Annotated in this window: 22 protein-coding genes; 15 read left to right on the forward strand and 7 right to left on the reverse strand. The window is 42.9% G+C overall.

Going from position 1 to position 25936, the window contains the following annotated elements:
• Positions 1-3: 3 nt before the first annotated feature.
• Positions 4-2034 (reverse strand): ComEA family DNA-binding protein, encoded by a 2031-nt coding sequence (locus tag WAE59_RS12300; protein ID WP_337856261.1) that lies wholly within the window; start codon positions 2032-2034, stop codon positions 4-6.
• 266 nt (positions 2035-2300) lie between these two features.
• A complete protein-coding gene (locus WAE59_RS12305) occupies positions 2301-2636 on the reverse strand; it encodes a MerR family transcriptional regulator (RefSeq protein WP_337856262.1) in 336 nt (111 codons plus the stop codon).
• Positions 2637-2766: 130 nt separating this feature from the next.
• Here WAE59_RS12305 and alaS point away from each other — a divergent pair, with 130 nt between their 5' ends.
• Positions 2767-5466 carry an alanine--tRNA ligase gene (alaS, locus tag WAE59_RS12310; RefSeq protein ID WP_337856263.1) on the forward strand — a complete coding sequence of 900 codons (2700 nt, stop codon included), beginning with the start codon at positions 2767-2769 and terminating at the stop codon, positions 5464-5466.
• 252 nt (positions 5467-5718) lie between these two features.
• On the opposite strand, the gene WAE59_RS12315 is transcribed toward alaS, so the two are convergent.
• From WAE59_RS12315 to WAE59_RS12325, 3 genes are read right to left on the reverse strand one after another with little or no spacing between them, the layout of a single operon-like run.
• Entirely contained in the window at positions 5719-6516 is a 798-nt protein-coding gene (locus WAE59_RS12315) for a heme ABC transporter ATP-binding protein (protein WP_337856264.1), read from the reverse strand.
• A 2-nt stretch (positions 6517-6518) separates the two neighbouring features.
• Positions 6519-7565 (reverse strand): FecCD family ABC transporter permease, encoded by a 1047-nt coding sequence (locus WAE59_RS12320; RefSeq protein WP_337856265.1) that lies wholly within the window; start codon positions 7563-7565, stop codon positions 6519-6521.
• The gene (locus WAE59_RS12325; protein WP_337856266.1) at positions 7559-8410 is read right to left on the reverse strand and encodes a heme/hemin ABC transporter substrate-binding protein; all 852 of its coding nucleotides are present in this window, start codon (positions 8408-8410) and stop codon (positions 7559-7561) included. Before WAE59_RS12325 ends, WAE59_RS12320 begins: the two co-directional genes overlap by 7 nt.
• A 331-nt stretch (positions 8411-8741) precedes the next feature.
• Here WAE59_RS12325 and WAE59_RS12330 point away from each other — a divergent pair, with 331 nt between their 5' ends.
• The 10 genes from WAE59_RS12330 (at position 8742) to WAE59_RS12375 (ending at position 18972) form a co-directional block, all read left to right on the forward strand.
• Entirely contained in the window at positions 8742-11114 is a 2373-nt protein-coding gene (locus WAE59_RS12330) for a TonB-dependent receptor (protein WP_337856267.1), read from the forward strand.
• A 44-nt stretch (positions 11115-11158) separates the two neighbouring features.
• Positions 11159-11857 carry an HmuY family protein gene (locus WAE59_RS12335; RefSeq protein WP_337856268.1) on the forward strand — a complete coding sequence of 233 codons (699 nt, stop codon included), beginning with the start codon at positions 11159-11161 and terminating at the stop codon, positions 11855-11857.
• A 20-nt stretch (positions 11858-11877) separates the two neighbouring features.
• Positions 11878-12441: a biliverdin-producing heme oxygenase gene (locus WAE59_RS12340; protein ID WP_337856269.1), complete on the forward strand. Its 564-nt coding sequence runs from the start codon at positions 11878-11880 to the stop codon at positions 12439-12441.
• A gap of 45 nt (positions 12442-12486) precedes the next feature.
• Positions 12487-13518, forward strand: coding sequence for a helix-turn-helix transcriptional regulator (locus WAE59_RS12345; RefSeq protein WP_337856270.1), 1032 nt, complete (start codon positions 12487-12489; stop codon positions 13516-13518).
• An 11-nt stretch (positions 13519-13529) separates the two neighbouring features.
• Entirely contained in the window at positions 13530-14186 is a 657-nt protein-coding gene (locus tag WAE59_RS12350; protein WP_337856271.1) for an HmuY family protein, read from the forward strand.
• 107 nt (positions 14187-14293) lie between these two features.
• Entirely contained in the window at positions 14294-15103 is an 810-nt protein-coding gene (locus WAE59_RS12355) for an HmuY family protein (RefSeq protein WP_337856272.1), read from the forward strand.
• A 6-nt stretch (positions 15104-15109) separates the two neighbouring features.
• Complete coding sequence (locus WAE59_RS12360) at positions 15110-15937, forward strand: hypothetical protein (protein WP_337856273.1); 828 nt, start codon at positions 15110-15112, stop codon at positions 15935-15937.
• 51 nt (positions 15938-15988) lie between these two features.
• On the forward strand, positions 15989-16747 hold the full coding sequence (locus WAE59_RS12365) for an HmuY family protein (protein WP_337856274.1): 759 nt from the start codon (positions 15989-15991) through the stop codon (positions 16745-16747).
• A gap of 105 nt (positions 16748-16852) precedes the next feature.
• Positions 16853-17689, forward strand: coding sequence for a hypothetical protein (locus tag WAE59_RS12370; RefSeq protein ID WP_337856275.1), 837 nt, complete (start codon positions 16853-16855; stop codon positions 17687-17689).
• Between the two features lie 5 nt (positions 17690-17694).
• Positions 17695-18972, forward strand: coding sequence for a S41 family peptidase (locus tag WAE59_RS12375; RefSeq protein WP_337856276.1), 1278 nt, complete (start codon positions 17695-17697; stop codon positions 18970-18972).
• A gap of 6 nt (positions 18973-18978) precedes the next feature.
• On the opposite strand, the gene WAE59_RS12380 is transcribed toward WAE59_RS12375, so the two are convergent.
• Positions 18979-19680 (reverse strand): 3-keto-disaccharide hydrolase, encoded by a 702-nt coding sequence (locus WAE59_RS12380; RefSeq protein ID WP_337856277.1) that lies wholly within the window; start codon positions 19678-19680, stop codon positions 18979-18981.
• A gap of 151 nt (positions 19681-19831) precedes the next feature.
• On the opposite strand from WAE59_RS12380, the gene WAE59_RS12385 reads away from it, so the two are divergent.
• The gene (locus WAE59_RS12385) at positions 19832-20806 is read left to right on the forward strand and encodes a Gfo/Idh/MocA family protein (RefSeq protein ID WP_337856278.1); all 975 of its coding nucleotides are present in this window, start codon (positions 19832-19834) and stop codon (positions 20804-20806) included.
• Between the two features lie 62 nt (positions 20807-20868).
• Entirely contained in the window at positions 20869-23451 is a 2583-nt protein-coding gene (locus WAE59_RS12390; RefSeq protein ID WP_337856279.1) for an AsmA-like C-terminal region-containing protein, read from the forward strand.
• 17 nt (positions 23452-23468) lie between these two features.
• Here the strand turns inward: WAE59_RS12390 and WAE59_RS12395 are convergent, their stop codons facing one another.
• Entirely contained in the window at positions 23469-24065 is a 597-nt protein-coding gene (locus WAE59_RS12395) for a murein L,D-transpeptidase catalytic domain-containing protein (protein ID WP_337856280.1), read from the reverse strand.
• An 89-nt stretch (positions 24066-24154) separates the two neighbouring features.
• On the opposite strand from WAE59_RS12395, the gene WAE59_RS12400 reads away from it, so the two are divergent.
• Both WAE59_RS12400 and WAE59_RS12405 read left to right on the forward strand, forming a co-directional pair.
• Positions 24155-25318: a DUF4185 domain-containing protein gene (locus WAE59_RS12400; RefSeq protein WP_337856281.1), complete on the forward strand. Its 1164-nt coding sequence runs from the start codon at positions 24155-24157 to the stop codon at positions 25316-25318.
• Between the two features lie 37 nt (positions 25319-25355).
• Complete coding sequence (locus WAE59_RS12405) at positions 25356-25928, forward strand: RNA polymerase sigma-70 factor (protein ID WP_337856282.1); 573 nt, start codon at positions 25356-25358, stop codon at positions 25926-25928.
• Positions 25929-25936: the final 8 nt, after the last annotated feature.

Below are 25936 nucleotides of genomic sequence, written 5' to 3' on the forward strand. Positions count from 1 at the left end.
AACTTAGAATTGATACTTGAGTTGTACTTTTATATCTGATTTCCTATTTCCTTCTATTTCTTCCAGACCGGAACCCATTCTCTCTTGTCCGGGATAAAAGGAGATGGCATACCGGAAAAAGAAATCTAATGCGGGCATCAAACGATACCTGAGGTTCAGAAAACTGCGTATTCCTTGGCCGTAATAAATCCCAAACCCTGAGGCATATAGTACATCGTCTTCATAAGCGTAGATGCGACTATTGTAAGAGGGGGTATAGAAGCATGCCACTCTCATATTGCCGCTGATTTTACTAGAAGTCGGTTTGTAATTCAGGTCGGAATAGATCAGGTAACCCCAGTCTTTTTTGGCATCCTTTTGATAATGAGAAATCTCCAAACGCTGTTGAAAGTTTAACTTTTTATTTAATGGCCAATTTGCATCTGCCCGGAAACTTTCTTTAACTACATTTTGGAGATCAAGTGACTCAGTACCTGCATCCGGATTCTGGGCTTTTAGCTCTCTTTTGTACCTAAGTGAAAACCTGTTTTTCTTATCGGGTGTGAAGCAAATTTGAGCTAGCCCTTCATAACCCGATGATGCAGTATCTATTCGGTAGCGCGCCCAGGGAAAACTAAAGCGGTCTCCATAGACGGATAAAAGCCAATGTTTATTTGGCGTATAATTTAATCCGGCATACCAGCCCTTTTCATTATTAATTTCCGACCCTTCGCTTAATCCATTTCCATAGAAACTGTGGTAGTTCTTTTGATAGCTTCGGTGTACCAATACGCAGGAAACCTGAGCAGAAACGGTTCCCATAATGCCATTAATAAATGCCCATCCACTGCCGGCACTATGTGCAACCTCTCCAAAGACAAAAAAGTTGTTCCAGGTGAAGCTATAATATATGGAGCTGTTAACTAGATTTTTACCTACGAAACCAAACTCATTGTACCTTTGTTCTCCTGTGATAAAATTACGGTCATAATGCGTATAGTAAGTCAGGGTGCCCAACCTAAAGTCTTTTTTTATGTATTGTAATGCGGCTCCATACATTTGTTGTTCCAGGCTCTTCTTGTTTTTAAGTTCCGTTACCGTCCGATGTAGTCCACTGGTATTGATATTTTGAAGGGTGTAATTTTTTTCTTCCTGGAGTTTCAGGCTGGCATCCAATTTTCTGAAGGACACAAAGCTTGTCAGATCTAGGTATTTATTCACGTTGGTTATGCTTGCGATTCCTCTGAAAAATGAGGACTCATTGGAGGCTGCGTAAGGACTGAGCCCCATGTCTTTTGCTGTTACGCTCGTGACATCAGCGCCCTTACCCAACGCAAATCCGGAAGACATGGATAGTCCCTGTCCAAATTGGAGGCTGTAATCTCCGATTATTATTTTTTTAAAACATTTTAAATCCGAGATATTGATGTTTCCTGAAAGATGATCCAAGCCGTTTTTACCGTTAAAGAACGGTTCTCCTGCATCTTTTTCAGCTACGAGAGCAGCACTGAGTTGATCGGAATAGTTGTAACGGTAGCGAAGCATCAGTTTATCCGGCGTGCCGAGATAGCGGCTTCCAGTGAGGTCCCGGAAACCTTTTTGGGTTTGCAGCAGCCGTCCATATCTCAGGACCAGGTCGTTTTTACTTTTATTTATCAGGTCGTTGGGCTCGATGTTGGAAAGCGGATCAGGAGAGCTTAGCCTTACAAAAGGCAATAAGCGGTTAATCGTAGTCAGGTCGAAACCTTCAATGCCCTGCAGTTCCAGCAGGTCCAGGAGTTTGCCGTTTTTCCGAATGTGCTCCAGAAGTTTACTGATCTGGACTGGCGATAAAATCAATAATGACTTCAGTTGTTCTGAATTGACCTTATTCAGATCTATGGGATGCTTTTGGTAGTCATTGAATCGTTCAGTGAGTTCGGATAAATCGTAGTCTTCAGGTAGACTTTCAGCTAAATTCTCAATGAGACTTTGTATTGGCAGGCTTTCTTGTGCATGGGCTACTGTTCCAACCAGGAAGAGTAGCCCTATAGATATTTTTGTAATAATTGACATAGCATAGCGAATAATGCCATATCTATTCAATTTGACTAAATGATCTGCTATTTTTTTCTTAGTAATCTAGAACACTGCATCTAGAAAGACATTTCCAGACGAAGGCAAATGGGGTATGGTACTTAAAATTAGATATTACGTTTTTTTAACGCCTTATTAGTGCTAGCGCCACAGCCTCATGATGTTTTTAAAGAGCTCCGTAAAAGTTCTGTAACTACGGATTCTCATATCTTATTTTCTTGTATTAAAGCCTGTGCAGACGCGTTCTAGATTTCTTCGTTGAGTTTGAGCAAAAAGTCCTTTAATTTTTCAAGTGAAGCAATGATCTTTTGATTTTCCTTTACTTCGGAACTGTTATTTTTCAAGTGTTCTTTCGCACCTTTGAGTGTGAAACCCTTGTCGTCCACGAGGTGAAAAATGATCTTTAAGTTCTCAATGTCTTCGGGGGTAAAGAGGCGGTTTCCCTTTTTGTTTTTTTTGGGTTGAAGTACTTCAAATTCCTTTTCATAGAATCTGATCTGCGAAGCATTCACTCCAAACATTTCGGTTACCTCACCCATTGTATAATACATTTTATTGATTTCCCGCTCTTTATAAGGCATACTTGATGTTGATTGTTAGTGGTTTACAGCTTTCATTTAAAGTGTCCAAACTTAGATAAAAGTACCGAAGTATCCATGAATAAAAAAGAATAATTTTATCTAATTTTGTTCTCCATTAATCAAGAGAAGGATGACAGCTAAGGAAATCAGACAGGCATACTTAAAATTTTTCGAATCCAAACAACATCATATTGTTTCTTCTGCACCTATTGTAGTTAAAAACGATCCGACCCTCATGTTTACCAATGCTGGTATGAACCAGTTTAAGGATTTATTCCTGGGTGAGGCAGCTATAAAATACTCTCGCGTAACCGATACACAACGTTGTTTACGTGTTTCTGGTAAACACAATGACCTCGAGGAAGTTGGGATTGATACCTATCACCATACCATGTTCGAAATGCTGGGTAACTGGAGTTTTGGCGATTATTTTAAGAAAGAAGCCATTGCCTGGAGCTGGGAATTGCTGACAGAAGTATACAAAATACCAAAAGATAAATTATACGTGTCTATTTTTGAAGGAGATGAAAAGGAAGGTCTTCCAAAAGATACAGAAGCTTATGAACTTTGGAAGCAGTATGTTCCTGAAGACCGCATTATTTTGGGCAACAAAAAAGATAATTTCTGGGAGATGGGTGATATGGGACCATGCGGACCCTGCTCTGAAATCCATGTAGACTGCCGGCCTGATGAAGAACGCGCAGCGGTTAGCGGAAAGGATCTGGTCAATGCAGACCATCCTCAGGTGATCGAGATATGGAATAACGTATTCATGCAGTTTAACAGGTTGAAAGACGGTTCATTACAGCCATTACCTGCGCAGCATGTAGATACAGGAATGGGTTTCGAACGCTTGGTAAGGGTATTGCAGGAAAAATCATCTAATTACGACACCGATGTATTTCAGCCATTGATCCAATTCATTGCAACACACGCAGGTGTTGATTACGGTGCAGACGAAAAAACAGACATCGCGATGCGGGTAATGGCAGATCATATCCGTGCAATTGCCTTCGTGATCGCGGACGGGCAGTTACCTTCAAATAACAAAGCAGGTTATGTAATCCGTAGGATCCTACGCCGTGCCGTCCGCTATGCCTATACTTTCCTGAATTTAAAGGAGCCGTTCCTAAACCAATTGGTGCCGGTGCTTGCTGAACAGTTTAAAGGTGTTTTTGAAGAATTGGTGCTGCAACAGGACTTTGTTCAAAAGGTGGTACTCGAAGAGGAAATTTCCTTCCTTAGAACTTTAGCTACAGGTATCCAACGTTTTGAAAACTATACGAAAAAACAGTCGGAATTTCTGATGTCGGAAAATGCGATAGAACCGGAAAAATCTTTCGAGGACCAATGGGTGTACAGCATTTTGAAGGACCAGATGGTGATCTCGGGAGCTTTTGCTTTTGAACTGCAGGATACCTATGGCTTTCCTATAGATCTGACTGAACTGATGGCGCGTGAAAAGCGCTGGTTAGTGGACATGGAGGGTTATAAAATAGCTTTACTGGAACAGAAGGAGCGTTCAAGAGCAGCAACAGCTGTTGATACTGGCGACTGGATCCTTGTGAACCCTGAACTGGAAGTGGAGTTCGTGGGTTACGACGATTTTGAATCGGAGACTCAGATCGTTAAATACCGTAAGGTAATTGCAAAAGGTAAAGAACAGTACCAGATCGTATTGAGCAAAACACCATTCTACGCAGAAAGTGGAGGTCAGGTTGGAGATACTGGCCGGTTGGAAGACCATAGTCGCCTATTTTTTGTAGAGATTACGGATACAAAAAAGGAGAACGGTGTTATCGTGCATTATTCAGACACCATGCCTGAAGATTTGGAAGGCCATTTCTGGGCGGTAATAGATGAAGATAAAAGACTGCTTTCGCAGGACAATCATACTGCTACGCATTTGCTGCATGCGGCGCTTAAAAAGGTATTGGGTGCACATGTGAACCAAAAAGGCTCATTGGTGAATTCGGATTATCTGCGTTTCGACTTTTCGCATTTTGCAAAGGTGACAGAGGAAGAGCTGGCTCAGATTGAGCATTTGGTGAATCAAAAAGTTAGGGAAAATATACCTTTGAAAGAGCAAAGGTATGTGCCCTATGAGCAGGCGATCTCTAGCGGGGTAACTGCCTTATTTGGTGAGAAGTATGGTGATTTGGTTAGGGTAATCACTTTTGATGATCATTATTCGAAGGAGCTGTGTGGTGGCACCCACGTGCAGGCAACGGGACAGATTGGCTATTTTAAGATCACGTCAGAGAGTGCCGTAGCAGCTGGTGTAAGACGTATCGAAGCCATTACAGCTGATAAAGCGGAGGCTTTTATACTGGATCAAAACAGGGAACTGAATGAACTGCGTGAATTGCTGAGGGGTAATAAGGATCTGAAAGCTGCGGTTTCTACCTTGATTGAGGAGAATAACAAACTGAAGAAAGATGCAGAAAAGGCAGTGCTGGAACAGAGTGCGAATTTGAAACATGAGGTGGTTCATCACATGAAGACCATTAACGGTATCAATTTGATCGCCACGCATGTGGAGTTACCTAATGCCGAGGCGGTAAAGAACCTGGCTTTTGCGGTGAAGGATCTTGTAGATGATTTGTTTTTAGTGTTCACTACATTGATAGACGATAAGCCTGGTATTACCGTAATGTTGTCGGAGAATTTGGTTAAAGATAAGGGCTTAAATGCTTCAAATATAGTAAGGGAACTGGGAAAAAGTATCCAAGGTGGGGGTGGTGGACAACCTTTTTATGCGACTGCAGGTGGTAAGAATAAGGATGGACTGAAAACTGTACTGGAAAAAGCAGAAGCATTGATCGTGTAAAAACAGGTTGATGATCTTAATATCAGAAGCGCCGGTAATTCTACTGGCGCTTTTCTTTTATTTGTAGTAGCGGAGGGCGTTAAAACATTTTACTGCCCCAGTAAAACACGGCAAGCCAGACAAGACCCTTGATGAGGAAAAAGAGAAATCCCCAGACGCCGACTCGTTTCAGCCATTTTAGTATGGCAGCTTTTCTGTCAGATGTGGGCTTGGTTTCCATAGGGAACAAAATTAAAGGATTTACAACTAAAACTAGGAGGAAATTTCATCAATTACAACGTTTCGTGGGATAAAAAAGTGTTTGAGTGTACGGGGATTGGTATAGACATCTGAATTGATTTCAAATACTTCGTATATGTTTTTTCCACTCAATACTTCTGCAGCACTACCGTCATACCACTTTCTTCCGTTTTTTAACATCAATATACGGTCAGCATACTGGCCGGCCAGGTTGATATCGTGCAAGATGCTAACCACCATAAATCCGCGTTTTGTGAGCATTTTGGCGATGGCCAGGGTTTGCTGCTGGTATTGCAGGTCGAGGCTCGCCACAGGCTCATCCATGAGCAAGAGTGCATTGGGGATATCCCAGATTTGTGCCAGCACACGGGCCAGCTGTACGCGCTGCTGTTCGCCTCCTGATAAACTCAGGTAGGAACGATCTGCAAAAGCGGTAATGCCGCATAACTCCATCACCTGCGTGACCACCTGATGATCCTGTGTTGCAGGATTGTTTTTATAATGCGGATACCTTCCCATCATTACGATCTCTATGACATCAAAGGCCATGTTGATGACGTTTTGCTGGTTCAGGACCCCGCGTTTTATGGCTAGTTCGGCCAGAGTGTAATTGTTTAGGTCTTTACCAGATAAAGTTATCCTGCCTTTTGTCGGCTGCTTTTCTCCACTCAACATGCGGAAAAGCGTAGATTTACCTGCGCCGTTGGCACCCAGGATTACAAGTAGTTCACCAGAGCGGAGACTAAATGAAACTTCTCTAACAAGTGGCCTTTTGGCAATTTCAAATGTGAGTGACTCTGCGATCAGCATCTTTATAAAACAAGTTTCTTTTTATCCTTAATTAAAATATACAGAAACAGGGGAGTACCCAGCAGTGCGGTAATCACCCCGATCGGCAATTCGATGGGCGCAATAATGGTGCGGCAGAGCATATCAGCCAGTGTGAGCATCAATGCACCTAACAATGCAGAAGCGGGTAGCACGTGTTTATTGTCTACACCAATGAGCAGCCTGATGGTATGAGGTACCAGTAATCCTACGAAGCCGATAATCCCGGAGACCGCCACGGCGGCGCCTACAGCCATAGTAGCCAGGATGACGATGTTTCTTTTGATGAGCGACACTTTTAGTCCAAGTTGTGCTGCTTGAACTTCACCCAGAGCAAAGGCATTTAAAGCCTTGCCCATTCGGGGCAGAAGCAATACCGGGATCAGGATAAAAGGAGCGACAGCGATAACTGTTTCCCAGGTAGCCCCACCCAGACTGCCGAGCATCCAAAAGGTAATGTTGCGCAGTTGTTGGTCGTCTGCAGCAAAGGTGATGAGTCCAGTGAGTGCTCCCGCCAGGGCATTGATGGCTATACCTGCCAATAGCATGGTGGCGACGTTGGATTTGCCCTCATTACGCGAGATCTGGTACACGATTAGTGCAGCGATACCGGCTCCCGCAAAAGCGCCGAAAGCCAGGAGGTAATAGCCCAGCAGGTTGCTCAGGCTTGTCAGCAAACTGATCTCCAAAACAATGATAATAACCGCCATAAGCGATGCGCCGGCCGATATGCCGATGAGGCCAGGCTCTGCCAATGGATTGCGGAAGATGCCCTGGATGGCTGTGCCCGAGATGCCAAGGGCGGCGCCGACCAGCAGACCAAGCAGCACCCGGGGAATGCGGACAATGTTTAAGACCCCTTCATGCTGCATAGAAACCTCTTTTTCAGAAAAGAAACCTAGTTTTTTGAGAATGATCAGCATCACATCAGAGACAGGAATTTTAACAGCGCCGAGACTCATGGAAAAAGCTGCTGCAAGAAAAAGCCCCAAGGCCAGTCCAAGGTATAAAACTGTTTTTTTATTTACCATTTGGCATTTAGCTGACTGATGGCCTGACCCAGGCGTACCGAGAAGTTCGTCAGCAGTTCCCCATCCATTTCAATGATCCTCTTATTTTTTCCCGCATTGCTGAGCGATACTCCAGGCATCTTCAGGATACTGTTGATGCCACCCAGACTTTTATAACCGAAGTCGAACATCAGGATCACATCCGGATTGGCGTTGACGAGTGCTTCCGTCGTGTAGGGTTTGAATTTTGAAAAGCCCTGTGCGGCATTTTTAGCGCCAGAAAGCCTAATGACGGCATCCAGACTGGTGTCTTTGCCGGCCACCATCATCACACCTGTACCACGTGCGTAAAGGAACAGCACTTTAGGAGATTTAGGATTCTTTTTTACCGATACTAAAGCCTGCTCTACTGAGGCAGAAGTTTGTTTTACCAGCTCTTCCCCTTTTGCAGTATTGCCAAGCGCTGCGGCGACCTGACGTATAAAGGCCAAGGCGCCCTTTGGACTGTATTCTTGTTTAATGACCACTACTTTGATCCCTGCTGAGCTCAGTTGGTACTGAATCGCTTTAGAGATCATGTTCTCCGGAGCAAGGACGAGATCAGGAGAGAAAGAGATGATCCCTTCTGCGGATATGGCCCTGTCCTTGCTGACTTTAGGAATTTTGTTGATATAGGCAGGGTATGTGCTGGTCACGTCGACAGCTACGATCTGAGCACCGGATCCCAGGGCATCCACAGTTTCAGTGAGCGGCCCGCTCAGCGTAATGATTCTTTTTGGCGCAGCAGCAAAGGCTGAAAATGTCAAGCTCATCAGTACCATTAAACTGATGAGAAACTGTCTTTTTGAGTGGATATTCTTCTTCATAATATTTTGCAAAGGACGACTTAATTAAAATCATTCCAAATAATTCAATAGGCATTAACGCTATCGGTATGTTTTGTTCTTGGAAATTATTGATCTTTTAAAAGTTCTCGTGATTTTTATTTAAGTTATTGTTATTTAGTATGTTGCATGTCAATTTAGGTGTTTGATCAAGTTCAATGAGCACTATATTTTCTCTTAATTTTATCCTGTTTCCGTTAATATCATCCCGAAATGGTTAAAAATAATCCCCCTCGCGTTGCTTTTTTCTAAGCAAATGTAATCATATTTGCAATCTTATTTAGACTGATTAAAAATAGACCAATTAATTTCGATGCATCCAAAACCCTCGTTCAAAGTCATCATCTCAGTATCTTTTTTGTTGGTTTACGCTTATGTCGTAAAAGCCCAGACCAAGGCTGTTTTGATCGGCCAGGTCCGTAATATAGAGGGTAAGGCGCTTTCTGGTATCACAATAGACCTGCAACCTGATCGGCAAAAATCAGTTAGCAATGCGCAGGGGAGATTCAGTTTTAAAGGTTTATACGAAGGTACTTATTTACTCTCTATACAGGCTATTGGTTACCAGAAATACACAGAGGAAGTGGAAGTTAAGACTGGTACAAACACCAGTGTCAGTATTCAACTTCAAGCTGGAGAGGAGGAACTGAAAGAAGTGAATGTTGGGGGTTTTCATAGTAATCCCGACAACTTCATCGACATGACCCGGACCGCTATGCCCAGCAAGGTCATCTCCAGACAAGAGATAGAAATGATGGGCAGCAGACGGCTGGACGAGGTACTGAAAGAACAAACCGGGATGGCGATGGTAAATGATGTCGCTTCTGGCGGACGCGCGATTGGCTTGCAGATGCAGGGTTTTGATAGCGGTTATACCATGGTCATGATAGATGGTCAGTCCATGATAGGACGCAATAATGGGAACCTGGATTTGTCGAGGATCACTGTATCCAATATCGAACGTATAGAAATCATCAAAGGTGCATCCTCCTGCTCGTTTGGTAGTGATGCATTGGCGGGAGTGGTCAATATAGTCACCCGTAAGAACATCACGCAGCCACAAGGAATGGCCTCGTTGCGCTACGGTAGTTTCAATATGATAGATGCAACACTGGAGGGGGAAAGTCCTTTTTCGGGGAAAAAAGGTTCTGTATTCTTCTCGGGTAACTATTACCGTACAGATGGCTTTAATGCCAATCCGTATTTGAGCCGAGGAAAGACTGCGCCACCTTCCGACACTTATTCCCTGCAAGGAAGGGGGAGGTATTTGTTGAATGAGGTCAGTACACTGAATTTCAACCTTCGGTTCATGAACCGATACTCAAAGAATAACCTAGCTTACCAGGATTTGAGCCCCACTGAAGATGTTCAAAACGAATATGATTTAAATGGCTCGGTGTCACTCAACAATAATTTCAGGAATGGCTGGAAGCTCAAATTCCAGTATTATCTGACGCGCTACCAGACTGAACAAACAATCGAAGACCTGAAAACTGGAGCTATTGCCTCCGGCAGCGACTTTCAACAATACCTGCACCGAATAGAGTGGCAGGCCTCCAAGCAGCTTGCTACGCAGTTGGAATTGACAACGGGACTTGGTGGGGCATATGAATTATTGTTGAATAATTTTTACAGAGGGAACAAGCAGATGTCTAATTACTTTGTATTTGGACAGTTAAACTGGCAAGTTATGGAAAAGCTTGAGCTGACCGGTGGCGGCCGTTTTGATTACCATGATAAATATGGTTCACGTTTCAATCCCAGTTTGGGTTTACGCTATGACCTTGCTTCCAATTTCAAGTTGAGAGCCGCGGTAGCTTCGGGCTTTAAAACCCCTAATTTCCAGCAGTTGTACATGATCTTTACGAATGTACAAACAGGCTATTCGGTATTTGGAGCAGAGGAGTTCTGGCGGGAAATCAAATCCCTACAGGATGCGGGACAGATTATGAGCATTTTTCCATCGGCTCAGAAGGTGGCCACATTAAGACCGGAAAGGTCGGTTTCCTATAGTGCTGGTGTTGCTTATCAACCGATAGCGAAGGTAAATCTGGACCTCAATGTTTTTTATAATGATTTAAAAGATTTCATCAATTCAGAGCAGGTGGCTATTAAGACCAATGATCATCAGATCTACGCTTATATGAACATCGCTAAAGCCTATACTACCGGAGCGGAAATCGGCTTGAGTTGTAAAGTCAGTCAATCGCTGAACCTCTCTGCTGGCTACCAATTGCTGTACGCATTCGATAAAGGCGTAGCCGATTCTATAAAAAACGGTACTGGCCTGTACGAAAGCGTGTATGACCTCGGGCTGAATAAGCAAAGGCGCTCGACTACGAATGACTATGTAGGTCTGAATAACCGATCCCGGCATATGGCCAATGTTAAAATTAGCTACGCACATGAGCCTTCCGGCTTTTCAGGATCCTTTAGGCTAAACTACCGGAGTAAGTATGGTTTCATGGAAGCTAATACCTCGAATAATTTTCTTGATCCATGGGATACCTATGTGAGCAGTTTTTTTCTGCTAAATGCTTCAGTGCAAAAGAGTTTGAGAAATAAACACCTGCAATTGCAATTGACCGTAGACAACATCATGAATTACCGTGACCAACTGATCCCGGGACAGGCCGGGAGGGCGGTGCTGGCCGGACTAAGCTGGCGGTTTTTTAGAGAGAAGTAGCAGAATTATAAATATGCAAACAATTATCAATTATATACATCAAGATGAATTATTCAAAAAAACTAAAAATTAGCAGTCTGTTTCTGATGTCGGTGATCGTTCTATCCTCTTGCAGGAAGGACCGTGAAGTGCTTGAAGAAGTTCCCAGTAATTATTACAAACTGAGGAGGGTGGAAAACTTTGCACCGGCCGTGGCGGGTGCAAAGACGGCTTATTTCAGTTTCGAAACTAAGGCAGAAGTGGCCGCAGGATCTGAAAAAACTGCCGATTGGGATTTAGCATTTGGTGGAACTAGTGTGAGTTTTATGAGTGGTAATAACGGCGCGGATGCCACGAACTATGGTGCTGGAAATGCTACCACGGGTGGTGTTTTGGTAATTGAGAAATCTTTCGATGAAGTAACAGATGTGCCTGCTGATGCGGAATTCAAAACAGCTAAAGATGTAGTTGGAATGGATAAAGAGGGGGCATTCTCAACTGCAATTGGCTGGTATCTGTATGACTTTACCGGATTAGTGCGGGGCGATGGCAGTGCAAGGAAGAAACACGTGGTTTATGCCATGCCAGAAAAACGTACCGTAATCATTCGTACTGCGAAGGGTAACTATGCAAAAATTAAGATGATCAGCTGCTACAAAGATGCGCTCACAGCCGACAAATGGTTCTCAGATGTACCATTTATGTTCTACACTTTCGAATATGTCGTAGTACCCAAAGGCAGCACCAAATTCGAAGTGAAATAATCATTTAAATCATTCAAAATATGTTAAGCAACAAAATCAAAGAAGCGACTAAAGAAGCGCACCAACAGTTAGAGAGAAAAGTGGTTTTAAAAATGAAGGGCATCCGTAGCAATGCAGATTACGCAGATGTACTGAAACATTTTTATGCCTATTTCAGCGAATTGGAAAAGGCGATTAAGCCTTTTATAACTGCTGATGTTTTGCCGGACTGTGCGAAACGCAGAAATTCGTCTTACCTAAAGGCGGATATCGAAGAATTAGGCTCCAGTGTGGATGAATTACCTGAAGCAGTAGCACCAGGGATCAACAATACTGTTGAAGCATTAGGTGCATTATATGTAATGGAAGGCTCGATTATGGGCGGACCGATCATCGTACAGATGCTGGCCAAGTATGGCGTAGACAAAGGTGTTTCCTTCTTTTCCGGATATGGCGAGTCTACCGGACAGATGTGGGGCAAGTTTGTTGGCGTTATGAATGCAGAAGCAGAGACAGAAGAACAACAGGCGCAGGCAATACGGGTAGCTGATGAGACCTTCTCCAGGTTTGGAGATGTGTTCGGTGAAGTTCCGGTGGCTTCTTAAATACTTGCGTATCCTCATCCTTATGAAATTATTAAATAAACGCTGATGAAGATTAAATCAAAAATAGAAGGGTCGGACGACTGGCTGTTCATTGAAGAAATCTCTGAACATTATTCGCCCAATACCCCGCTTTCTGAGAAGAACATCAACATCAAAAGTCTGCCTGCACAAAAACTGGTCAATTACCAGTTGAGTGCGGGGGGACTTTTCCTGGTTCATTCTACGATGCAATTTTCGGAAAATGTTAAAGTGCTCTCGGAAATAGAAGGTGAGGCGATTACTTCGCAGTTCATTTTCTATGGTACCAATTCCTCAACTGAAAAATCAGGTTCAGACAAATCTGCTGATAAAGGCAGTCGTAGGATGGGCAGCAGACACAACATCCGCTATATTCCTTCCATTAAAGGAAAATATCCTATGATTCCAGACGTAGAGTATAAGTATTTCCTGCTGGTTCTTTCCAAACAGTATTATTTTCATCTTATAGACCAGCATTCGCTGCTACACAGCGATTTTGTAAGGGAAATCCTGAAAGGAAGATATACCTCTTATGCAGCGAAAGACCTCTCGGTGACTACAGAAATGAAGCGGGTGATCAATGATATCTGCGAATGTAGAAGATCTGGTGAATTGAAGCGGCTCCATACAGAGTCGAAGATATTGGAGTTGCTGATGCTGCAATTGGAACAGATGCAGGCGGGCATTGCAGAGGTAGATAAATACCTTATTAAACAGGACGATCTAAAAAAACTGGAGCATGCGAGAGATATATTGCATGGCAATTATACTTGTCCACCCACAATCATTGAACTCGCCAAGCAAACGACCCTTAACGAGTTTAAGCTGAAAAGAGGTTTTAAGGAATACTTTGGTACCACGATCTATGGTTATGTGACCAGATTGAGGATGGAAGAAGCACGCAGGCTCATAATAGAAGAAAAGAAGACCATAGGCCAGGTTTCAGCTGCAGTGGGTTTCAACCATCAGAGTCATTTCAGCGATGCATTTAAACGATATTTTGGCATTTTGCCAAGTGAAATCAAATCAGACGAAGAGCAGCCGGTAGCGCTTAAATAACATTATAAGTCATGAAAAAAATAGTAAATAAATCATTAATCCTGCTGTTCTCAGCTGTTATACTTGTTTCCTGCACCAAAGCTGAAATAAAACCCGAACTGGAGGATACGAAGAGCAAAGTGGTAAGGGACCTGCCAGGAGATGTGGGTAATACCGTAGGTAGCGGGAAAGAATTTGAGACCTTTTATTTTAACCTGAAAACCGGGACGAAGATAGATGCCTCCAGGAAGTTGACTGCAGACTGGGACATTGCCTTTACTAAGGAATACAATTCACTCATTGTGGCCAATAGCGGCACAGTACAGGGAACACCTGGATTTGGTGGTCCCGGGAAGGGAAGCGTTGTAATCGTAGAGAAAGCCTATAGTCAAGTGACACAAGCGCCATCCGTATCAGAGTTTGAGGCCAATCAAATCCCCAGTTTTGGCTGGGATGCAGGAAATGGAGTCGGCTGGTTTTTTTACGACCTGAAGACACATATTGCGGTACCCGTAAAGAACAGGACTTTCATTATAAAAACCGCAGATGGCAAATACGCCAAACTGGAAATGGTGAGTATGTATAAAGGGGCTCCCGCTACGGTGAGTGACCTGAACTGGCCAGCACCATACTTTACTTTCCGTTATTACTTCCAGGAAGATGGCTCAGGGAATCTGAGCACGAACTAATCCCGATATCGTTAGTTTTTATCCCGAAATGGTAAGCGATTTTATAGCTTACAGGAGAAGATTTTGCCCATATTTGCTATTATTTAAAATCATTCTAAATAAAATCTATGAAAAAGTACTCGTCTCTCCTTATCATTTTGCTGGCAGCTGGCCTGCTCAGCTGCAGCAAAAATGATGAGCTCCCGGAAAAAGAACTGCCGGCATTACCCGCGGTTACGGTGACTACTAGCGGAGAATATATCTTGACTCTGAAAGGGGATACCGAAGCCAAAATGGGCAGTGGTGATGGCAATTTTAAGCAGGTGTTTTACAGTCTGGAAGATGGTCGTGTTATACCTCAGGAATATGCCAATACAGACAAATGGGACATTGCCTTTACTGGTATCTATAACAGCAGTGTCTGGGCCAATCATGGAGAAGTGGTCTTTGAAAATGGCAATAAAGGTCCTGGGTACGGGAGCCCGGCCAGAGGAGGTCTTTACCTCGTTAAAGATGCCGGCGTAGAGGCTAAATATTATGATGACAGTAAACAGCAACCGAAGCAGGTGCCCATTGCCAAAGCATTGCTGGACGAGGCTTATGATAATCTGAAAACGGTGACAATCAATGACAATCAGCTTTTGTCGAGGGGTTTTCTTACACTTGATTATTTCCTGGGCAGTAGTGCTGGTTATGCCTTTTACGATTTTTATGGAGCGATGTTTCCTGGCGATAAAGAAAGGGCGCACATCGTGTACAACCTGCCAAGACCGATCATCATCAAAACAGCCAAAGGCAATTATGCAAAGCTGATCATCTATAGCTTCTATAAAGACAGTCCGCCGAGCCCGACATTACAGTCAGAAGCACCCTACATCACTTTTAAATATACGATCCTGAAAGACGGATCTAAAGATTTTACGAAAATAAATAAATAAAGATTTATGAGAACACTTAGAATATTAACACTTTTTGTTGCTTTTGGCATGACCATGTTGTCTTGTTCAAAGGATACAGAAAAACCTGAAGAGCCGGCTGTTGACACAGCAAAAGTTGCGGGTACGAATTTTGTGCCGGCCCGCGCGGTCAAAATCAGGGAAGTGAGCTACCAGTATAGTGCTGTAGTTCCTTATAAGGATGGCAGTGGTAAAACTATTTGGGACAAAGCCAATTCAGAAATCCGACAGGGAAAAGGCTATGTCTATTATGACGAGAAATTTCAGGTAGTGTATGTGGTCAACTGGCCTGGTGAACAGGGAGATGCTGCTTCAGGGGCGTTCGGATTCAAGCCATTTTATTTCAATTTCGATACCCGGAATGAAGTCAACAGAGATGCAGCAGCAGCAGGAACTGCGCCATGGCATGTCAAGCATTACGACATTTATACCGCCTATATCGCAAGTGATGCGACCACAGCAAATAACGAAGCCGGTTTAGGAAAGATGCGTATTGTACGTACCCCTTTCGATGAATTGGATGAGGCGCCGGCTGCCGCAATGGTGAGGAATGGTGTAGAAATAGAAATGGACGGCAATGCGACCATCGACGGTTGGGCTACCTACCGGTTGAGTGACCATATTGTCCGCCCCTACAAAGACCGCACGATGGTCTTTCAATTGAAAGATGGCCGTTATGTGAAATATCAATTGATGAACCTCTATCGGACAAACCCTCAAGTAGTGGTAGATAAATATGAGTTTGAAGCGCCATTTTACAGCTTCAGGTATTATATCCAACCCAGTGCCAATAACCGGACTTTAAAGACCAGGTAAGCACATTAATAAGAATAAAATAAGTATTTAATTAACAAACAAACGATTAAAATGAAAACAAAAGTACTTTTTAGTGCAGTAGTATTATCAGCAGCAGTGATGTTCTCCTCTTGTAGCAAAGACGACAACCAAAGTACCCCGGAAGAGGTAGTGACCCCGCCAAAAGTGATTTCTGAATACATCAAACAGGATGTAAAAACTGGTGTATATCAAGTTACGAATTTACCGATGATACCAACCGGAGCAAAATATGTACAGGATGGAGTGACGCAACATGCCATGAACAAGCCATTTTATTTCAATTTTAGTACCGCACAGATGGTTACAGAAGACAAAGCGGCTGGATTGACCTGGGATATGGTATTAATGGATGCGAACACATATTTTAATGCCGCAGGCTTATTGAACAACGGTACGATCAATAACCGCCCATGGTCGCAAAATGGCTCTACAAACATCGCCACATACGTGACCGAAGATTTTGATAATGTAAAAAACATACCTTCAGATTTGAATTTTACTTTAAAAGCAATTGGAGTTCAGTCCACCGGTACACTTAGGGTAAGCGAATGGGGGAAGACAATGAATACAGAGACTGGGATCTTTTCTTATTATTCACCGATAAAGAACATCACTTATATCATCAAGTTGAATGATGGAAAGATTGTGAAATTGTGCATGCAAAACATGTATAAGGTAAATGATGTGAGTAAACCTTATGAAGCAAGTGCAACTTCTACATCAGGCTTCCTGACCTTCAAATACGCAGTTTTTCCTGCTGGTACTACTGATATCAACACCGTTAAATAGCGGATAAAAATATATCAAATTGCGTGCAAATAAAAAGGCTGTGCATTCGCATTGCACAGCCCAATGCCTTTACAAACAATCATTTTTAACTCTAAAAAACAATTTATGAACACAAGTATTCAATCCCTAAAAGCTGGGAGCAAATTTACAAAAAAAATTGGTTTAGTTACACTTTCTCTGGCTATAGGTGCTTCGGCAATACTCTCGTCCTGCAAAAAAGAATCTGAGGATGCAGGACCTTCAGGCTTAAAATTACAAAATTCTAAAGCACAGGCATTACCTCTGTCAGTAGGAGATTCTGTTAGACTAGGTGGCGTTGGTAACACCTACGGTTCAGGCTGGCTGAAAAAAATTGGCAGCAATGAGTATAGGATACAGAACTTTTTCCAGGGTAGTGCACCTGCCGCTGATCCATCTGATCCGCATACCACAAACTCATCTTACTATTACAGTTTCTTAAATAATGATGCGGCAGATGTAGATAACTTTGATTCATATGATATCCGGTTTACCGGTACTTCAAATGGAGATCTTTCCAAAGGTCCTGATACAAAATGGTTTAAATACATTGTAAAAGACTATGCAAGTGTGGTATTGGCTGATACTGCTTCGGCCACTACGGTTCCTGCAAACTTTGGTAACCATGCTTCTTACACTGCTGGCCCAACAATCCCAAGTCCATTGAACATTGCCCCGGGAACTACTGCAGCTGGTTGGTACCGTTACCACTTTTATATGAATTTCCCTGCTGGATATAACATCCACAGGCCATATGCAATCGATGATTTGACATTGCTTCTTAAAACTTCGGCCGATAAAATTGTGAAAATCAAAATGATCAGCATGTATTCAAATGCTACCCCTACTGTAACATCTAATCCAAATCTGATCCCTGCCACCAATTTCCCTTACTACTGGTTTAAGTTTACCCCTCTAAACTAAGCACAGTGCTTACACGTGATTTGATCAATAACCAAGCTTCGCAATGTAAAAGGCATGTTGCGGAGCTTGCTGTTATCCTGTTGGTTTGTCTGATGGGACTGCTCAGTTGTAAAAAGAAGGGCGTTTTGGAAGATCAGCCGGAGTCGCCGACCAGCGGTAGCCGGATGCAGTTTACCCTGGATTCTATTTTTCTGTATGCGAAGCATACGTACTTATGGAAAGATGCCTTGACTGATTACTATACCTTTAATCCCAGAAAATACACCAGTGCTTCATCGGATCTGCTCAATTTTAAAGAATTAGTGTATGACTTGAGCCGGCCGGCCATCAACCCACTCAACCTGCAGCCCTATGAAAAAACCGATTTTCCAGGTATTGCAAAATATTCCTATATCGCAGCTGGAACGGGGACTAGCGGAAATGTGGCCGCTGTTTATCCGCGGATTGCAGATCAGCAGCTTGCTGCTGCCCTAACCGATACCCGGATTTCGGGACATGCCGCTTATCTGGCCCTGACAGAGTTTGCTCATTTAAATACCTTGAAGCCGATTTTAGATCAGGCTTTTGTGGGCTTTGCCGATGCGGGAGTAACAACATTGGTAGTTGACCTGCGGAATAACAGCGGTGGTTATGTCGAAACAGCCAAGTACCTAGCCAATCTGATGGCCAAGCCCGCGATGAATGGGCAGGTAATGTACAGCGAACATTTCAATAGCGAAATGCAACAAGGAAAAGCCAGCATCCTAAAAAAGCAAATTTACCTGGATGGGAATAACCAACCGGTATACCTGAACGGACGGTTGGCAACTTATGCAGATGTTGATTTTTCGGTTTCCGGCAATACCTATACATTTGAAAAAGGAGTTGGGCTCAACCAGTTGTCGTCCATCTATTTCTTAGTAAATGGCAGTACTGCATCTGCCAGTGAATTGCTGATAAACGCATTGAAACCCTACTTTAATGTGAAACTCATTGGCTCCAAAACTTACGGAAAACCGGTAGGTTCTTTTGGGATCAAAATAGACCAGTATACCTTATATGTTAGTAATTTCCTGATCAAAAATTCCAGAGGAAAGGGAGACTATTTTGATGGCATGCCGGTAGATATCGCGGCTGATGATGCATCCCTTGGAACAGGCGCAGAAGCAATATTGGCCAATACAATAGCCCTGGCTTCTGGAAAAACGGTACAAAGAATCGGGTATACCCAAAAGTTGGAAATAAATACGGCGCCAGTTCTGCCCAATCTGATGATTAAGGAAACGCTGAGGCTCATTCGATAAGAGGCCTTATTTGCTGTCCTTACTCAGTTTACGGATTGGCGTAAGTGCTACTTTGCGGAACTCCACCTCGGAGCCTTCAGCCTGCAAAGCAATCTGACCACTTTGTGCCGTACAATTGCTGCCATGGTTCACAAAGATGTCGTTTACCCAGACCTTTACCTGGTCGCCCAGGCATTCTATGACCATCTTATTCCATTCGCCCACAGGCTTTTCTACATTAGGTTCTGTTCTGCGGATCCTCCTGAGTTTGTCGCCATTGATGCCCCAGTTTTCCATAGGTCCTCTGCGTTTTTCCATGTCCGGAACGATAATGTCCTCTTCTATACACCAAAAATCTCCCGCCATGGTGTTTTCCATTTGTACTTCTATGGATTGTGGGAACATTCCGTATAATGCACGGGGTTTAGAAGCGTGAACCAATACTCCGCAGTTGCCTGGCTTGGCGGCAAAGCGGTACTGTACTTCTATGCGGTAGTTTTTATAGGTTGCATCGGTGATGAGGTGCCCACCTGGAGTGCCTAAACTTACCAATAGTCCATTACGTATAATGAAAGGATTTATGGCTTTAGGATTTTTATCCATTTCCGGTACATCGATGTGCCAGCCTGTTAAGTCTTTACCATTGAATAAACTTTTGGTCTGCGCAAGCGAGATAGAGGTATGACTACATAAGAAAAGGGCAAAAGCAATGCGGAAGAATAGTTTCATTTGTGGATTGTTGAGTTTATATTGGTTGATTTCCCTAAGATATAAAATCGCAGGCGTTCCGCGAACAAATATTTGCAGTGCTGCGGCTGTATGATTTAATTCAGTAGTTTTGTGTGTTTAGATTTCAGTTTGAGCGCAATTGAAGAACAATATGGAGCAAATCAGATGGGGCATCATCGGCTGCGGTGACGTTACGGAAGTAAAAAGCGGACCTGCTTTCAATAAAATAAGCAATTCCTCACTGGTCGCAGTGATGAGGAGGGATGGTGTAAAGGCAGCAGATTATGCAGCTCGACATGGCGTACCAAAATGGTATGATGATGCAGATGACTTGATCAATGATCCAGACGTTAATGCCATTTATATTGCAACCCCACCACTCCAGCATGAAATTTATACGCTTAAAGCCCTGGCAGCCGGAAAACCTGTCTATGTAGAAAAGCCGATGGCTATCAACGCAGCAGCGGCCGAAAGGATGCGCGAAGCATCAGCAGCATATGGTGTTAAATTGAGCATTGCTCATTACCGTCGAGCCCAACCGATGTTTTTAAAGATCAAAGAACTGATTGAGACAGGGGCTATAGGAAAAGCCCGTTTTGCACAACTTCAGATGCTGCAGCCTCCGCAGTCGGACCTGATTGCAGATTCAGAAAGCAATTGGCGTTTGGACCCTGCAATATCTGGTGGCGGTCTTTTCCACGACCTCGCGCCGCATCAACTGGACCTGATGATCTATTTCTTTGGCCCTCCATTATCTTCTTCCGGACGCGCTTTGAATCAACAAGGCTTGAACCAGGCAGATGACTTGGTGGTAGGCCATGTGGTGTTCAACAATGGAGTGGTATTCAACGGGACCTGGTGCTTTTCAGTAAACCCGCTCAGCAAAACCGACCGTTGCGAAATTGTCGGGGAGCATGGAAAGATCAGTTTCCAGATTTTTGGGAGTAAAGTGGTTCTGGAAAGAGAGGAAGGACTGAGCGAATTTGTATTTGATCCCATTCTGCATGTAGAGCAGCCGATGATTGAGCAAGTCTGCTGCTATTTTCTGGACGAAAGAGAAAACCCGTGTTCCTCAGAAGAAGCCATTTTGACGATGCGAGTGATCGACCGTTTTACTAAACCTTAGTTTTGGAATCTTAATTGCCCTTATTAAAGAATAAAAAACATATTTTTTCAGCACAAACCACCATGTTTAAGAAAATAGCCATCATTCTCGCCTCTCTATTTGCTATTGTACTCATCGCTGCGGCAGCTATTCCCTTGTTTTTTAAGAAAGAAATCGAAGCAAAGGTCAAATCGACCATTAATGAGAAGATCAACGCAAAAGTAGATTTCACAGATCTGGAGGTAAGTTTGATCAGTTCTTTTCCCGATTTGGGAATTGAGATCAACGGACTTAGGGTATTGGGTATCGACAGCTTTGCTAAAGATACTCTTGCGAATATTAAAAAACTACAGGTGAATTTAAATCTGATGACAGTCCTGAAAGGAGAAACGTATCAGATTAATTCCGTTGATTTGAATGAGCCAACAATTTGTGCGAAGGTATTGAAAAGCGGAAGGGCAAATTGGGACATCATGAAGGCAGATTCCTCTGCAACAGCAATAACGGATACGACAAAAACCAGTTTCAAAGTTGCGCTTCAGAAATATGCGATTGAAAAAGGAAAGGTAAGCTATGAAGATGCTTCAATGGGTCTGTTTATGGAAATGGAAAACCTAAACCATACCGGAAGCGGGGATTTTACCCAAGACTTGTTCCAACTGAAAACCAAGTCGGACATTGAAGAACTGACAGTTAAATATGGAGGTATCCCTTACCTGAACAAAGTAAAACTGAGTGCAGATCTGCCCATTGATATCGACCTGTCGAAAATGAAGTTCAGCTTAGCAGAAAACCAGATCCATTTGAATGAGCTCATCTTGTCTGCCGTAGGTTCATTGGTGATGCCAAACGCAAGCGATATGCTGGTCGATTTTAAGTTTGATGCCAAACAATCTGAACTGAAGCATTTCCTCTCGCTGATTCCGGCAATCTACGCGAGCAATTTTAAAGATCTTGAAGCCAGTGGCAAATTTGCCATGAACGGAAGCGCTAAGGGTGTATACAATGAAAAGTCGCTGCCTGCATTTGATGTCAATCTTGCGATTGAAAACGGCAAGATCAAATATCCCGCTTTGCCCTCTTCGATCAATGACATTCAGGTGAAGACAAAGATCAGCAACCCAGATGGTGTGATGGATCATACTATAGTCGATGTTCCTGCATTTCATCTGGAATTTGGTCAGGCCCCGATAGATGGCCGTCTTTTGCTCAGGAACCCAATAACAGATCCTTTTCTGGATATGGCTTTGAAGGGAAAACTGGACCTGAAACAACTGACCACTATCTTTCCGATGAAAGACATGAAATTAAGTGGTGTTCTGGATGCAGATGTACAGGCAGCAGGAAGAAAATCCATGATTGATAAAGGCCAGTATGAAGCGTTTAAAGCCAGCGGACAGATGACAGCCAGTAACTTTAGCTATACGGGTAAAAATGTGCCTATGCCTGTAAGCGTGCCCAGTGCAAAGATGATATTCAGCCCTAAGAACATCACGTTAAACGGATTAACAGCTAAAGTCGGAAGAAGTGATTTCAAGGCCAATGGAACTGTGAACAATTACCTGAGCTATTTCTTCAAAAAAAATGAGGCGTTAAAAGGAAATTTCAATGTGTCCTCGGGGATGATTGACATCAATGAACTGCTTGGTCCGCCAGCAAAGGAGGATGCTGCTGCAAAAAGTGATACTAAACTTACAGTATTCGAAGTTCCGGAAAATATAGACTTTAACCTGACAGCCAGCGCGGGAAGAATTCTTTATGATACCTACGACATCAGTAACGCAAAAGGTACGTTAGTGCTGAAAGATAAAACGATATTCTTTAAGGATATGGGTATGAACATGCTGGACGGCGGATTGAATATGAATGGCTCTTATGCAACTGTGGATCCTAAAAAGCCTAAAGTAGATATCGATTTTGGTGTAGAAAAAATGGATATTCAGAAAGCCTTTATGGCCTTTAGTACAGTAAAGCTCCTGGCTCCGGTAGCTAAATTTACAAAAGGTACTTTCTCTACCCATCTAAAGTTCAACTCTGATCTCGACGAACATATGATGCCTGTGTACTCATCGATCAATGCAGAAGGCCTAACGAATATTGTCCAAGCAGTCCTGGATGGTTTTGAGCCTTTGAACAAGCTGGCTTCGGCTTTGAGTGCCGATAAATTCAAGAAACTAGAGTTGAATAATGTCCTCACGAAATTTAAGAGCAGAGCGGGAAGACTGAATGTATCGCCATTCAATATCAAAAAGGAAGGCATCGTCATGAATGTGCAGGGTTCGAACGGATTGGATCAGAGTATAGATTACCAGTTGGCATTAGAGGTGCCAAGGGCATTATTGGGAGCGAAAGCAAATGAAACGGCTAATGCTTTCATTGCTAAGTTGAATAATAAAGCCGGAACGAACGCGGCCCTTAGTGAAAATATCAAAGTAAATGCGGTACTGGGTGGAACGATATTGAAGCCTACCCTGGGGCTGAAATACGCTGCAGGCGATGCAAAAGCAGAAGCTAAGTCAGTCGTAACCCAAGCAGTGGCGGAGAAAAGAGAGGAAGTCAAAGCTGTGGTTCAGGCAAAGGTAGATACGATAAAAGCTCAGGCAACGGAGAAAGTAAAGAATTCAGTAGCTGATAAATTGAAAGGTTTCTTTAAGAAAAAAGAATAATGCTTATTGTTGTGGTACTATTCGTAGATCCACAACAGCATATTTTTTTGGCCGGTCTGGATCAACTGATCTATTTGCCTCATGGTTTTATTGGCCACTACGGGGCATCCTTCACTCACATTAAATAATGGAATCGGAGCAGTTTCAAAAGAGGGAACTGGCGTATAAGAATGTAAAACGATGATCCGTTTGTAGGCATTGTCATTTGATTTTTCCAGACCGTGCATTTTATAATGTACATTTATACCCCAGTTGCTGTAAGCACGTTTGCCTATCTTATACTTACCTAAGGAGGTACACTTGCTGCCAATGCGATTGCTATAAACTGCTTTATATGGACTGCTCCCACCGCCATTTCCATGCGCACAGAGACCGGAGATAATGATTTTGTCGTTTTTAAAATCGTATACATACATCCGGTTCTTTCCAGAATGTTCGTTCATGTCTACGAAAATACAATAAGATACATTCATTTTATTGGCTTTACAGTAGACCCTGGCCAATGCTATTCGCTCATTGAAATCAATATTTTTGTCACTTGCGATGGCAAATGCTATTTGAATATTGACAACTAAAAGCATCAGGCAAAAAGAGATGAGTATTCGTTTGAGCATGGCTGGGTTATTGATTTTAAAAATATGCTTTTTTTAGATAGTTTTATAGCTGAGACCATTAAACTCTAAATGATTTATCGGAAACTAATATGAAAAAAACGCTAGTTGCTTTGTTGATGTTGAGTACTGCTGTACAAGCCTATGCTCAAAAAGAGTTCGATCTTGAGCATTTAAAGTATAAAGTAGAAGAAGCTCATGATTGGACCAATCTTTTCAAACGCAACGACGGTTGGTTTGGTGGGGATGGCATCTATTCGATTCCGCTAAACGGAGTAGAGCACAAAGGCACATCATCGGCTAAAACCTTGTTTATCTTTAGTGACAGTATGGTGGAGCAGCCGGGAGATGGCAGGATCGGAGCATCGAAGATGATTCATAACGCTACAGCATTGCTTTCCGGAAATAAGCCGCTGGAGCGGAATATATCATTTTATTGGAATACAGGAACGGCTGGAGGTCATGTTTTCGTTCCAAAAACACAGCATACGGGGACTAAAGATTATTATTGGCTTGGGGATGGATTTGTAAACCAGGAATTGGACAACGCTATTTTCCTATTTGGCTATAGGATCAAGCAAGTAGGGGACGGGGCTTTTGGTTTCTCCGAGGTGGGGAATACAATGATCAAAATAGCTAATGATCAGGCTTCCAACATACTTAACTACGAACAAAAAGATACTCCTTTTCATTTTGTTAAAAACGATGATGCGGGCTCCTATGGTGCGGGTATTTACGTCAACACGGTGAAGGCTGGCGCAAAAAATGCAGACGGATATATTTATATCTATGGCGTGAAAGGGCAGTCCAAAAAGTTGTTGGTCGCAAGGGTACTACCAAAAGATTTTGAGCATTTTGACAAATGGAAGTTCTGGGATGGAAATCTGTGGACCAATCATATGGAGGATGCTGCTGTGCTTACAGATCGGGTATCCAATGAATTGAGTCTTTCGCAATTGCCGGACGGAAGGTATGCCCTTATTTTCCAGGAGAGTGGTATCGGTCAGTATGTTGGAATGAGGATCGGGAAAAGTCCGATCGGACCTTTTGGACCTGTGATCCGCATTTGGGATTGCAAACCAGCATTGACACAAAAAGGTTATTTTACTTACAATGCCAAGGCACATCCAAGCTTGTCTGGTAAAGGGGAACTACTGATCAGTTACAATGTCAATTCTTTTGACTTCATGCAGGATCTGGGAAAAGACCAACAGTTCTATCGGCCCAGGTTTATTAAAATGAAGTTTGAGGAATAGAAATGAGACAGGTAAAAAATAATCTAGATATTGTAATATGCTCACCTATTCCGCCACTGATTATACAGATGATAAACTTCTCGAGATGATGGCTGCCGACGATCGCATGGCCTTTGACGAGTTATACAACAGGCATTGGAAGTCGCTCTTCAATTCAGCATACCGTACCTTGAAGGATCGTGAAGATAGCCTCGATATCTGTCAGGTTGTTTTTTTGTGGTTTTGGGAGCACCGGAAAACTTTGAAAATCAAAACCAGTGTTCAGGCTTATTTATGGACTGCCGTAAAGTATAAAATTGCCAATCTTATCAGAAATGGAAAGGTGAAGGCATCCTTTTTTGAAGAATTGAAAAAGGTGGATGTTTCTGTTTTTGTGGAAAAAGACCTTGAAATTAAAGAATTGAAGTTGCTGATCGCACAATTGACTGAACAATTACCTGAAAAATGCAAAGCTGTTTTTAAGCTCAGTCGCGATGAACAGTTGAGCCATCGGCAAATTGCACTAAAGCTGGGTATTTCAGAGAAAACGGTGGATGATCATATCACACGTGCCTTAAAAAAACTCAGGGGACCATTGAATAGGTTGGCTGTTTTATTAATGATGATCTGAAATAAAAT

The sequence above is a fragment of the Pedobacter sp. GR22-6 genome, assembly GCF_037402555.1.
In the GTDB taxonomy this organism is placed as follows: domain Bacteria; phylum Bacteroidota; class Bacteroidia; order Sphingobacteriales; family Sphingobacteriaceae; genus Pedobacter.

Excerpts from the sequence above, each read along its gene's own strand:
- WAE59_RS12365 (WP_337856274.1), top strand. The coding sequence starts at position 15,989 with ATGAAAACAAAAGTACTTTTTAGTGCAGTAGTATTATCAGCAGCAGTG.
- WAE59_RS12335 (WP_337856268.1), top strand. The coding sequence starts at position 11,159 with ATGAATTATTCAAAAAAACTAAAAATTAGCAGTCTGTTTCTGATGTCG.
- WAE59_RS12370 (WP_337856275.1), top strand. The coding sequence starts at position 16,853 with ATGAACACAAGTATTCAATCCCTAAAAGCTGGGAGCAAATTTACAAAA.
- WAE59_RS12400 (WP_337856281.1), top strand. The coding sequence starts at position 24,155 with ATGAAAAAAACGCTAGTTGCTTTGTTGATGTTGAGTACTGCTGTACAA.
- WAE59_RS12300 (WP_337856261.1), bottom strand. The coding sequence starts at position 2,034 with ATGTCAATTATTACAAAAATATCTATAGGGCTACTCTTCCTGGTTGGA.
- WAE59_RS12330 (WP_337856267.1), top strand. The coding sequence starts at position 8,742 with ATGCATCCAAAACCCTCGTTCAAAGTCATCATCTCAGTATCTTTTTTG.
- alaS (WP_337856263.1), top strand. The coding sequence starts at position 2,767 with ATGACAGCTAAGGAAATCAGACAGGCATACTTAAAATTTTTCGAATCC.
- WAE59_RS12345 (WP_337856270.1), top strand. The coding sequence starts at position 12,487 with ATGAAGATTAAATCAAAAATAGAAGGGTCGGACGACTGGCTGTTCATT.
- WAE59_RS12390 (WP_337856279.1), top strand. The coding sequence starts at position 20,869 with ATGTTTAAGAAAATAGCCATCATTCTCGCCTCTCTATTTGCTATTGTA.
- WAE59_RS12315 (WP_337856264.1), bottom strand. The coding sequence starts at position 6,516 with ATGCTGATCGCAGAGTCACTCACATTTGAAATTGCCAAAAGGCCACTT.
- WAE59_RS12380 (WP_337856277.1), bottom strand. The coding sequence starts at position 19,680 with ATGAAACTATTCTTCCGCATTGCTTTTGCCCTTTTCTTATGTAGTCAT.
- WAE59_RS12405 (WP_337856282.1), top strand. The coding sequence starts at position 25,356 with ATGCTCACCTATTCCGCCACTGATTATACAGATGATAAACTTCTCGAG.
- WAE59_RS12355 (WP_337856272.1), top strand. The coding sequence starts at position 14,294 with ATGAAAAAGTACTCGTCTCTCCTTATCATTTTGCTGGCAGCTGGCCTG.
- WAE59_RS12305 (WP_337856262.1), bottom strand. The coding sequence starts at position 2,636 with ATGCCTTATAAAGAGCGGGAAATCAATAAAATGTATTATACAATGGGT.
- WAE59_RS12325 (WP_337856266.1), bottom strand. The coding sequence starts at position 8,410 with ATGAAGAAGAATATCCACTCAAAAAGACAGTTTCTCATCAGTTTAATG.
- WAE59_RS12360 (WP_337856273.1), top strand. The coding sequence starts at position 15,110 with ATGAGAACACTTAGAATATTAACACTTTTTGTTGCTTTTGGCATGACC.
- WAE59_RS12395 (WP_337856280.1), bottom strand. The coding sequence starts at position 24,065 with ATGCTCAAACGAATACTCATCTCTTTTTGCCTGATGCTTTTAGTTGTC.
- WAE59_RS12340 (WP_337856269.1), top strand. The coding sequence starts at position 11,878 with ATGTTAAGCAACAAAATCAAAGAAGCGACTAAAGAAGCGCACCAACAG.
- WAE59_RS12385 (WP_337856278.1), top strand. The coding sequence starts at position 19,832 with ATGGAGCAAATCAGATGGGGCATCATCGGCTGCGGTGACGTTACGGAA.
- WAE59_RS12350 (WP_337856271.1), top strand. The coding sequence starts at position 13,530 with ATGAAAAAAATAGTAAATAAATCATTAATCCTGCTGTTCTCAGCTGTT.
- WAE59_RS12320 (WP_337856265.1), bottom strand. The coding sequence starts at position 7,565 with ATGGTAAATAAAAAAACAGTTTTATACCTTGGACTGGCCTTGGGGCTT.